Raw genomic sequence first — 9,975 nt, 5'->3', positions numbered from 1 at the left:
GACGCCCTGCCCGTCTCTCCCCTAAGCGTCTTCCTCTACGCCCTTCTCACCGCCATCGCCACGGGGTTAGGGGCCCTCATCGGCACCGACGCCTTCCAGGAGGCCGACGTCACCGGGGTCACCATGCCCATCACCAAGCACAACTACCTGGTCCAGGACGTGAACGAGATCCCGCGGGTGGTGAAGGAGGCCTTCCACATCGCCTCCACTGGTCGCCCGGGGCCGGTGCTCATAGATATTCCCAAGGACGTCCAGCTGGAGGCCTTCACGGGAAGCTTTGAGGTGGAGCTGGACCTCCCCGGCTACAAGCCCACCCTGAAGGGGCATCCCAAGCAGATAGAGCGGGCCCTGGACGCCCTGGAGAAGGCGGAAAGGCCGGTCCTCATGGTGGGGGGCGGGGCCCAGCACGCCCACGCCGAGCTCCTCGCCTTCGCCGAGAAGGCGGGGCTTCCCGTGATCACCACCCTCATGGGCCTCGGGGCCTTCCCCGGGAACCACCCCTTGTGGCTCGGGATGCCGGGGATGCACGGCACCGTGGCCGCCAACCGGGCCATCTACCACGCGGACGTGATCCTCGCCATCGGCCTCCGCTTTGACGACCGGGTCACGGGGAAGGTCAGCCGCTTCGCTCCCCACGCCCACACCATCATCCACGTGGACATTGACCCCGCCGAGATCGGCAAGGTGGTGCGCACCCACATCCCCATCGTGGGGGACTCGAGGCTCGTCCTCAAAGAGCTCCTCAAGGGGGCGAAGGCCCTGAAGCTCGCCGCCTGGTGGCGGGAGCTTGAGGAGTGGCGCACCCGCTACCCCTTGCGCTTCAAGCCCAAGCCCCACCTGCAAAGCCAGGAGGTGATCCGGGCCTTCCACGAGGCCACGGGGGGAAACGCCATCGTCACCACGGGGGTGGGGCAGCACCAGATGTTCGCCGCCCAGTTCTTCCCCGTGACGAGGCCACGGAGCTTCCTCACCTCCGGGGGCCTCGGCACCATGGGGGTGGGGCTGCCCTTCGCCATCGGGGCCAAGACCGCCCGCCCTGAGGAGCTGGTCATAGACTTTGACGGGGACGGGTCCTTCCAGATGACCCTGCAGGAGCTGGCCACGGTGGTGAAGTACAAGCTGGACGTGAAGATCGTCATTCTGAATAACGGCTACCTGGGCATGGTGCGCCAGTGGCAGGACCTCTTCCACGCCCGCCGCTACAGCGAGGTGTACCTGGCGGACTCCAACCCCGACTTCGCCCGCCTCGCCGAGGCCTACGGGATCAAGGGGGTGAGGGTGGAGAGGAAGGAGGACCTGAGGCGGGGCGTGGAGGCCGTCCTAAACGCCGACGGCCCCGTGGTGGCCGAGTTTAGGGTCTACCACGAGGAAGGGGTCTTCCCCATGATCCCCGCCGGTGGGGCCGCCGAGGACATGATCGTGGAGGACCCGCGGGAGCGGGAGGAGGTGGGGGCTTGAGGCACATCATCTCCGTGCTGGTGCAGGACCACCCCCGGGTTTTGAACCGCATCACCGGCCTCTTCGCCCGGCGGGGCTTCAACCTGGAAAGCCTGGCCGTGGGCACCACCCACCAGCCGGGGCTTTCCCGCATCAGCCTGGTGGTCACGGGGGACGACCGCACCCTGGAGCAGGTGGAGAAGCAGCTCAACCGGCTCATTGAGGTCCTCAAGGTCACGGACCACACCGAGCCCCACGTGGAAAGGGAGCTTTGCCTGGTGAAGGTCCACGTGGCGGGCCTCGAGGAGCGCCTCGCCGTCAAGGACATCCAGGAGGCCTTCCGGGCCAGGGTGGTGGACGTGGCCCACAAGAGCCTGATTCTGGAACTCACCGGGGACACGAGCAAGATCAACTCCTTCATTGAGGCCCTAAGGCCCTACGGGATCCTCGAGGTCATGCGCACCGGCGCGGTGGCCATGAGCCGGGGGGAGCGGGTCTTGAAGGTGCGGGAGAAAAAGGAGGCGGTATGAAGGTCTACTACGAGCACGACGCGGACCTTGGCTTCATCCTGGGCAAGAAGGTGGCGGTTTTGGGCTTCGGCTCCCAGGGCCACGCCCACGCCCTGAACCTCAAGGACTCGGGGGTGGACGTGCGGGTAGGCCTGAGGAGGGGCTCCAAGAGCTTCGCCAAGGCGGAGGCCGCGGGGCTTCGGGTCCTCCCCGTGGCCGAGGCGGTGAGGGAGGCCGACATCGTCATGGTCCTCCTCCCCGACGAAAAGCAGGCCCAGGTCTACCGCGAGGAGATTGAGCCCCACCTCAAGGAGGGGGCCGCCCTGGCCTTCGCCCACGGCTTCAACATCCACTTCGGCCAGATCAAGCCCCGAAAGGACCTGGACGTCTGGATGGTGGCCCCCAAGGGCCCGGGCCACCTGGTGCGCTCGGAGTACCAGAAGGGAAGCGGGGTCCCGGCCCTTTTGGCCGTGCACCAGGACGCCTCGGGAAGCGCCTTCCCCACCGCCCTCGCCTACGCCAAGGCCATCGGGGCGGCCCGGGCTGGGGTCATCGCCACCACCTTCAAGGACGAGACGGAGACGGACCTCTTCGGGGAGCAGGCGGTGCTTTGCGGGGGGCTCACCCGGCTCATCCAGGCGGGGTTTGAGACCCTGGTGGAGGCGGGCTACCCCCCGGAGATGGCCTACTTTGAGACCGTCCACGAGGTGAAGCTCATCGTGGACCTCATCTACGAGGCGGGGCTAAAGGGCATGCGCTACTCCATCTCCAACACCGCCGAGTACGGGGACTACACCCGCGGGGAGGTGGCCGTGCCCGTGGAGGAGACCAAGCGGCGCATGCGGGAGATCCTGCGCCAGATCCAGACCGGGGAGTTCGCCCGGGAGTGGATGCTGGAGAACCAGGCGGGCACCCCCGTCCTGGAGGCGAACCGCAAGCGGTGGGCGGCCCACCCCATTGAGGAGGTGGGCTCGAGGCTTCGGGCCATGATGCCCTTCCTCAAGGCCAGGGTATTGGAGGAGGTAGGCTAAGGGCTTCTTCGGGGCCCCTCCGGGGGCCCCTGTGCGCTTTTGGGAGGTGAAGGATGGAAAAGGAGCGGCACATCCGGATCTTTGACACCACCCTCAGGGACGGGGAGCAAAGCCCTGGGGTGGCCCTTTCCTTGGACCAGAAGCTGGAGATCGCCCAGGCCCTCGCCCGGCTCAACGTGGACATCATTGAGGCGGGCTTCCCCGTATCGGGGCCCTTGGAGTTTGAGGCGGTAAGGCGCATCGCCGCCGAGGTCAAGGGGCCCATCATCGCCGCCCTCGCCCGCACCCACACCCTGGACATTGACCAGGCGGCCAAGGCCCTGGAGAAGGCGGAGAAGCCCAGGATCCACGTCTTCACCTCGGCCTCCAAGGTCCACCTCCAGTACATGCTCAAGAAGACGGAGGAGGAGGTCCTGGAGATGGCGGACCAGATGGTCCGCTACGCCAAGCGCTACGTGGACGACGTGGAGTTCTCCGCCCAGGACGTGATGCGGGCGGAGTGGGACTTCGTGAAGCGGCTCTACGAGGTGGCCGTGGAGGCCGGGGCCACCACCATCAACATCCCCGACACCACGGGCTACGGCACCCCGGAGGAGTACGGGGCCCTGATCCGCAGGATCCGGGACGAGGTGGTCAGGGGGCGGGACGTGGTCATCTCCACCCACACCCACGACGACCTGGGCCTGGCCACGGCCAACGCCCTGGCCGGGGTGCTGAACGGGGCGGGCCAGGTGGAGTGCACCATCAACGGCATCGGGGAGCGGGCGGGGAACACCGCCCTCGAGGAGGTGGTCATGGCCCTCTACGTGCGCCGGGACTTCTACCGGGCCTACACCCAGGTGAACACCCGGGAGATCTACCGGGTGAGCCGCCTGGTGGAGCGCTACACCGGGATGCCCGTCCCCCCCAACAAGGCCATCGTGGGGGACAACGCCTTCGCCCACGAGTCCGGCATCCACCAGGACGGGGTGATCAAGCACCGCTCCACCTACGAGATCATGGACGCCGAGCTCATCGGGAGGCGCCCCGCCGTGCTGGTCCTCGGCAAGCACTCCGGCCGGGCCGCCTTCAAGAAGGCCCTCGAGGACCTGGGCTACAAGGACCTCTCCGAGGAGGAGCTGAAGAAGCTCTTCGCCCGCTTCAAGGAGATCGCCGAGAAGAAAGGGCCCCTTTCCGCCGAGGAGCTCCAGGCCCTGGTGGAAAGCGAAAGGGAGCCCGTCTCCCACTTCTTTGAGCTCCTCCACGTCCAGTTCTTCTCGGGCTCCGGCCTCCTGCCCACGGCCACGGTGAAGGTGAAGACCCCCGATGGGGAAAGGGTGGCCACCCACACGGGGGACGGCCCCGTGGACGCGGTGTACAAGGCCCTGGAGGAGGCCGTCGGCCTGAAGCCGGAGCTGGAGCTCTACCGGGTGGAGGCGGTCACGGGGAGCACCGAGGCCCTGGGCCAGGTGACGGTGCGCCTTAGGCTTGGGGAGCTCCAGGCCGTGGGGGTGGGGGTCTCCCCGGACATCATTGAGGCGAGCGCCCTGGCCTTCCTGGACGCCGCGGGGAAGCTGGCCTCGGGCCGGGCCACCCGCCACCCGCCTTCCATTCAGGAGGTCCACCGCGGGGTCTAGGCCATGGTGGAGATCCTGGACACCACCTTGAGGGACGGCACCCAGGGGGAGGGGGTAAGCCTCTCCGTGGACGACAAGGTGGCCATCGCAAGGCGGCTTGCCGCCTTCGGGATCCACCTCATTGAGGGAGGCTGGCCCGGCTCCAACCCCAAGGACGCCGAGTTCTTCGCCCGGATGAAGGGGGTGGACCTGGGGGAGGCGAGGCTTTGCGCCTTCGGGGCCACGCGGAGGAAGGGCCTCGCCCCCGAGGAGGACCCCTCGGTCCTGGCCCTCCTCGAGGCCGAAACCCCCGTGGTGGTCCTCTTCGGCAAGAGCTGGACCCTCCACGTCCTCGAGGCCCTGGAGACCTCCTTGGAGGAAAACCTCCGCATGATCAAGGAGACGGTGGCCTTCTTCGCCCGGCGGGGCAAGCGGGTGGTCTACGACGCCGAGCACTTCTTTGACGGCTACAAGGAAGACCCCGCCTACGCCCTCGCCACCCTCGAGGCCGCCCTGGAGGGCGGGGCCGACACCCTGGTGCTTTGCGACACCAACGGGGGAAGCCTCCCCGAGGAGGTCTACGCCCTCACCCAGGCCGTGGTGGAGCGGTTTCCCGGGGTGCGGGTGGGCATCCACCCCCACAACGACGCCGAGCTCGCCGTGGCCAACGCCCTCGCGGCGGTGCGGGCCGGGGCCACCCACGTGCAGGGCACCATCAACGGCTACGGGGAACGGTGCGGCAACCTGAACCTCACGAGCTTCCTCCCCACCCTGGTCTTCAAGTACGGGATCCCCGCCCTCCCTCCGGAGAGGCTAAGGGGCCTGAGGGAGCTTGCCCACTTCGTGGACGAGCGGGCGAACCTCACCCCGAACCGCCGCGCCCCCTACGTGGGGGAGGCGGCCTTCGCCCACAAGGCCGGGGTGCACGTCTCCGCCGTCTTGAAGAACCCCCGCACCTACGAGCACCTCCCCCCGGAGTGGGTGGGGAACCAGAGGCGGTTTTTGGTCTCGGACGTGGCGGGCCGCTCCAACCTCCTCGCCAAGCTCCAGGAGCTCGGGGTGGACCTCTCCAAGGAGGAGGCGAGGCGCCTTTTGGAGGAGGTCAAGGCCCTGGAGTACGAGGGCTACGCCTTTGAGGGGGCGGAGGCGAGCTTCTACCTCCTCGCCCACCGCCTCAAGGGGGGAAGCCTTCCCTTTAGCGTGGAGGGCTTTTCCGTCTTCGTCCACGGAAGGGGCCTTTCCACCGCCTGGGCCGAGGCCACGGTGCGGGTCCGGGTGGGGGAGAGCCTCCAGCACACCGCCGCGGAAAGCCCCTTCGGGCCGGTTTCCGCCCTGGACCGGGCCTTCCGCAAGGCCGTGTTGCAGTTTTACCCGGAACTTTCCGAGGTGGAGCTTGCGGACTACAAGGTGCGGATCCTCTCGGGCCAGGAGGCGGGCACGAACTCGGGGGTGCGGGTGATGGTGGAGATGCGGCGGGGGGAGGAGCGCTTCGGCACCGTGGGGGCCAGCGAGAACATCCTCGAGGCCTCCCTCAAGGCCCTCACCGACGGCTACGCCTACGCCCTGCTCTACCCCGTGGCTACGCCCAGGGGAGCCTGACCTCGGGGAAGAGGGCGGGGCTTGCCTCTTCCTCGGGGGAGAGGAGGCGGATCTCCCGGTAGCGGCCCCCCCGGGGGTCCCGGTGGGCTTCCAGGAGGTTCTCCTTTAGGTTCACGAGCCAGACCTCGGGGATGCCCGCCTCGGCGTAGAGGGGAAGCTTCACCTCCCGGTCAAACTCCAAGGAGGTGTCGGCCACCTCTATAAGGAGGAGGACGTCTTCCGGGGTGGGGAGGCGGTCCTGGTAGCGCTCCAGGGGCGGCCTGAGGACCAGGAGGTCCGGCTCGGGCTCGGAGTCCTCGGAGAGGCGCAGGGGGGACTGGACCGCCACCACGGCCTTTGCGCCCAAAGCCTCCCTGAGCCTGTGGTCCATACGCATCACCGCGTAAAAGTGCTTGGGTCCGATGGGGCTCATCTGGTAGACCTCCCCCCTTAGGAGCTCCACGTGGGGCACCCCCTGGAAGGCCCGCTCAAACTCCTCTACCCGGAAGCGGTAGCGGGTGGCCATGCCCCCATTATGCCTGCCTTGCTGGCCCGGGAAAGCCCTTTTGCCGGGGCCCCCATGCTGGCGCAAGCCAGCATGGGGTGGTGTTATGCCCCGTGGCCCGAGTAGCGCCTGAGGCCGAGCCGCCAGAGGAGCCGCCAGAGGCCGAGGAAGACCCCGCCCCAAAGGAGCATGACCCATAGGCCGGGAAAGAGGCGCACCTCCTGCCCGGCGAGGAGGGCGGCAGGGAGGTAGACCAGGTAGGGGAAGGGGGTGAGGAGGGCGAGGCTTCTTAAGGCTTCGGGGAAGACCTCGAGGGGGGCGATGGTCCCGGAGAGGAAGAGGTAGAGGAGGAAGAAGACCTCCTCTACGCTGGTGGCCCGCTCGGTCCAGAAGGTGAGCATGGCGGTGGCGTACTGCATGGTGTAGCGGAGGAGGAAGGCGAGGAGGGTGAGGAGAAGGCCGAGGAGGAAGGTCCCGGGCTCCGGCAGGAAGCGGGCCTCGGGGAAGAGGGCGAAGAAGAGGAGGGTGAGGAGGACCACGAAGGGGAGCCGGGCGAGCCTCTCGGCCACGTGGGCCGCCAGGTGGTCAAGGAAAGGGTCCAGGGGTCTTAGGAGCCTGAAGGAAAGCCTTCCCTCCACCACGTCCCGCTCAAACTCCCACACCACCCAGACCACCGTGGCCTGGCGCACCAGGAAGACCATGAGGAAGTAGCGGGCGAACTCCCCCGAGGTGAGGGGGAAGTCCCCGCCCTTTGCCGCCTCGGTCCAGACCCCCATGAGGATCAGGGGAAGCGCCCCCGCCAGGGCCCAGAGGAAGAGCTCCGCCCGGTACTCCAGCATGTAGGCCAGGTAGACGGAGAGGAGGACCCGGGCCTTCCTCATACCGGCTCCTTGGGGCTTTGGAAGACCTTGGCGATGACCTCCTCCAGGGGGGGCTCCCTGACCTCGAGGTCCTCCACGGGAAGCCTCTTCAGGATCTCCGCCACCTTCTCCGTGAGCCTCTCCCGGGGCACGAGGAGCCGCGCCTCCCGCCCCTCCAGCTCCCGCACCTCGCCGAAGGGAAGGAGGGCCTCCCGGGGCAGGGGGTGCTTGAGGGTGAGCCCCACCTCCCGGTAGGGGGCGAAGCGCTCCAGAAGCCCTTCCAGGGCGCCGTCGTAGAGGAGCCTCCCCTGGTGGATCACCAAGACGCGGGGGCAGAGGGCGGCGATGTCCGCCATGTAGTGGCTCGTGAGGAGGACCGTGGCCCCATAGCGGCGGTTGTACTCCCGGACGAACTCCCGCACCGCCACCTGGGCGTTCACGTCCAGGCCCAGGGTGGGCTCGTCCAGGAAGAGCACTTGGGGGCGGTGGAGGAGGGCGGCCAAAAGCTCCGCCTTCATCCTCTCCCCTAGGGAGAGCTTCCGCACGGGCTGGTGGAGCTTTTCCGTGAGGGAAAGCATCTCGGCGAGCTCCAGGACCCGCTTCCTGAACTCGCCCTCCGGCACCTCGTAGATGGCGGCGTTCAGGCGGAAGGAGTCCATGGCGGGCAGGTCCCAGATGAGCTGCTGCTTGTTGCCCATGACCAGGGTGATCCTCTTGAGGAAGGCCTTCTCCCGCCGCCAGGGCACGTGCCCCGCCACCAGGGCCCTGCCCCTCGTGGGGTGGACGAGGCCCGTGAGCATCTTGAGGGTGGTGGTCTTGCCCGCCCCGTTGGGGCCCAAAAACCCCACCACCTCCCCGGGGGCGATGCGGAAGGACACCCCCTCCACCGCCCGCACCACCTGGTACCGCCGCGAGAGGAAGTGGCGCAGGGTGCCGAGGAGGGTCTCCTCCTTCCGGGCCACCCGGTAGTGCCGGGTGAGGTCTTCCGCCAGGATCACGGGGCTTGCGCCCGCCATGCCTCCAAGTCTACCCTGGGAGGGTGCGCTACCTGCGGGTCCTGAGGCTCTTTCTCCTCACCTCTTTGGCGGCGGAGATGGAGTACCGGGCGAACTTCTACCTGGGCCTCCTCTCCTCCTTCCTCACCCTCCTCGGGGCCCTCTTCGGCCTCCTCCTCCTCTACCAGGGGGGGTACAGGCCGGGGGGGTGGCGGCTGGAGGAGGCCCTTCTGGTCCTTTCCGCCTTCACCCTGCTCCAGGGCCTCGGCTCCACCCTTCTCGCCCCCAACCTCAACAAGATCGTGGAGCACGTGCAGCAGGGCACCCTGGACTTCGTCCTCCTCAAGCCCATAGACCCCCAGTTCTGGCTTTCCTTTAGGGTCTTCTCTCCTTGGGGCCTGGGGGACTTCCTCTTGGGCCTCGGCCTCCTCCTCTATGCGGGGATTCGCCTGGGCCTAGGCGCCTTGGACTACGCCCTCTTCGGGCTCTACCTCCTCCTCGGGGCCCTCATGCTCTACAGCCTCTGGTTCCTCCTCGCCACCACCAGCGTCTGGTTCGTGAAGGTCTACAACGTGACCGAGGTGCTGAGGGGGCTTCTGGAGGCGGGGCGGTTTCCCATCTCCAGCTACCCCGCCCTTTACCGGGTCTTCTTCACCTTCGTGGTGCCCGTGGCCTTCCTCACCACCGTGCCCGCGGAGGTGGCCCTGAGGAGGGGAGAGGCCCCCCTCCTCGCCTTCCTCCTCGCCCTCCTCCTCCTTGCCCTCGCCCGGGGCTTCTTCCGCCTGGCCCTTAGGAGCTACACCTCGGCGAGCAGCTAGGTAGAATGGCCGCACATGGGAGGGGCGCTTCTCGTCCTTTTCCTCGCCTACCTCTTCGGCTCCGTGCCCGCCGGGGTGCTGGTGGCGAGGACCTATGGGGTGGACCTGCGCAAGGTGGGCTCGGGGAACATCGGCGCCACCAACGTCCTCCGGGCGCTCGGGTGGGGGCCCGCCTTGGTGGTGGCCTTCTTTGACGTCTTCAAGGGGGGGATCGCCGTCCTCATCGCCCGGGCCTTCGGGCTTTCCGACTGGATGCTGGGCGGGGTGGCCCTGATGGCGGTTCTCGGGCACAACTACTCCCTCTTCCTGCGCTTTAGGGGAGGGAAGGGGGTGGCCACGAGCTTCGGCACCCTCCTCTTCCTGGACCCCGTCTTGGCCCTCTTCACCTTTCCCATCGGGGTGAGCGTGATGCTCCTCACCCGCTACGTCTCGGCGGGGAGCCTGACCGGGGGGGTGGCCGCCTTCGTCCTCTCCCTGGCCTTGGGCAGGCCCCTTTGGGAGGTGGCCACGGTCTTTCTCATGGCCCTCCTCCTCTTCTGGACCCACCGGGAGAACCTCAAGCGCCTCCAGGAGGGGACGGAAAGGCGTTTGGGGGAGCGGGTGGAGGTGCGCTAGACTGGAAGCGTGCGGAAGGAGGAGGTCCTGTC

Annotated in this window: 10 protein-coding genes; 7 read left to right on the top strand and 3 right to left on the bottom strand. The window is 67.9% G+C overall.

Annotated elements, in window-relative coordinates:
* The 5 genes from ilvB to cimA all read left to right on the top strand — a co-directional run.
* The coding region (gene ilvB / locus AC01Y6_RS07120) for a biosynthetic-type acetolactate synthase large subunit (RefSeq protein WP_476670880.1) at positions 1-1,458 on the top strand (1,458 nt) is incomplete at its 5' end.
* Positions 1,455-1,967 (top strand): acetolactate synthase small subunit, encoded by a 513-nt coding sequence (gene ilvN / locus AC01Y6_RS07115; RefSeq protein ID WP_347240166.1) that lies wholly within the window; start codon positions 1,455-1,457, stop codon positions 1,965-1,967. The genes ilvB and ilvN, both read left to right, overlap by 4 nt.
* On the top strand, positions 1,964-2,977 hold the full coding sequence (ilvC, locus tag AC01Y6_RS07110) for a ketol-acid reductoisomerase (protein ID WP_347240165.1): 1,014 nt from the start codon (positions 1,964-1,966) through the stop codon (positions 2,975-2,977). Before ilvN ends, ilvC begins: the two co-directional genes overlap by 4 nt.
* 53 nt (positions 2,978-3,030) lie before the next feature.
* Positions 3,031-4,593 (top strand): 2-isopropylmalate synthase, encoded by a 1,563-nt coding sequence (locus tag AC01Y6_RS07105; RefSeq protein ID WP_476670878.1) that lies wholly within the window; start codon positions 3,031-3,033, stop codon positions 4,591-4,593.
* Positions 4,594-4,596: 3 nt separating this feature from the next.
* Positions 4,597-6,171, top strand: coding sequence for a citramalate synthase (cimA, locus tag AC01Y6_RS07100; RefSeq protein WP_428720147.1), 1,575 nt, complete (start codon positions 4,597-4,599; stop codon positions 6,169-6,171).
* On the opposite strand, the gene AC01Y6_RS07095 is transcribed toward cimA, so the two are convergent.
* The 3 genes from AC01Y6_RS07095 to AC01Y6_RS07085 form a co-directional block, all read right to left on the bottom strand.
* Positions 6,152-6,676 (bottom strand): Uma2 family endonuclease, encoded by a 525-nt coding sequence (locus tag AC01Y6_RS07095; protein ID WP_476670876.1) that lies wholly within the window; start codon positions 6,674-6,676, stop codon positions 6,152-6,154. The two genes, cimA and AC01Y6_RS07095, sit on opposite strands and share 20 nt — an antisense overlap.
* Before the next feature lie 83 nt (positions 6,677-6,759).
* Positions 6,760-7,536 carry an ABC transporter permease gene (locus AC01Y6_RS07090; RefSeq protein WP_476670874.1) on the bottom strand — a complete coding sequence of 259 codons (777 nt, stop codon included), beginning with the start codon at positions 7,534-7,536 and terminating at the stop codon, positions 6,760-6,762.
* Positions 7,533-8,531 (bottom strand): ABC transporter ATP-binding protein, encoded by a 999-nt coding sequence (locus AC01Y6_RS07085; RefSeq protein ID WP_476670873.1) that lies wholly within the window; start codon positions 8,529-8,531, stop codon positions 7,533-7,535. Before AC01Y6_RS07085 ends, AC01Y6_RS07090 begins: the two co-directional genes overlap by 4 nt.
* 23 nt (positions 8,532-8,554) lie before the next feature.
* Here AC01Y6_RS07085 and AC01Y6_RS07080 point away from each other — a divergent pair, with 23 nt between their 5' ends.
* Together AC01Y6_RS07080 and plsY are read left to right on the top strand one after the other, a co-directional pair.
* Positions 8,555-9,328 carry an ABC transporter permease gene (locus AC01Y6_RS07080; RefSeq protein WP_476670871.1) on the top strand — a complete coding sequence of 258 codons (774 nt, stop codon included), beginning with the start codon at positions 8,555-8,557 and terminating at the stop codon, positions 9,326-9,328.
* 15 nt (positions 9,329-9,343) lie between these two features.
* On the top strand, positions 9,344-9,943 hold the full coding sequence (plsY, locus tag AC01Y6_RS07075; RefSeq protein ID WP_347240157.1) for a glycerol-3-phosphate 1-O-acyltransferase PlsY: 600 nt from the start codon (positions 9,344-9,346) through the stop codon (positions 9,941-9,943).
* The last annotated feature ends 32 nt before the right edge of the window (positions 9,944-9,975 follow it).

This window comes from Thermus sp. (genome assembly GCF_056332225.1).
Note: the sequence above shows the minus strand (reverse complement) of the source record. Positions and strands in the feature narration are given on the sequence as shown.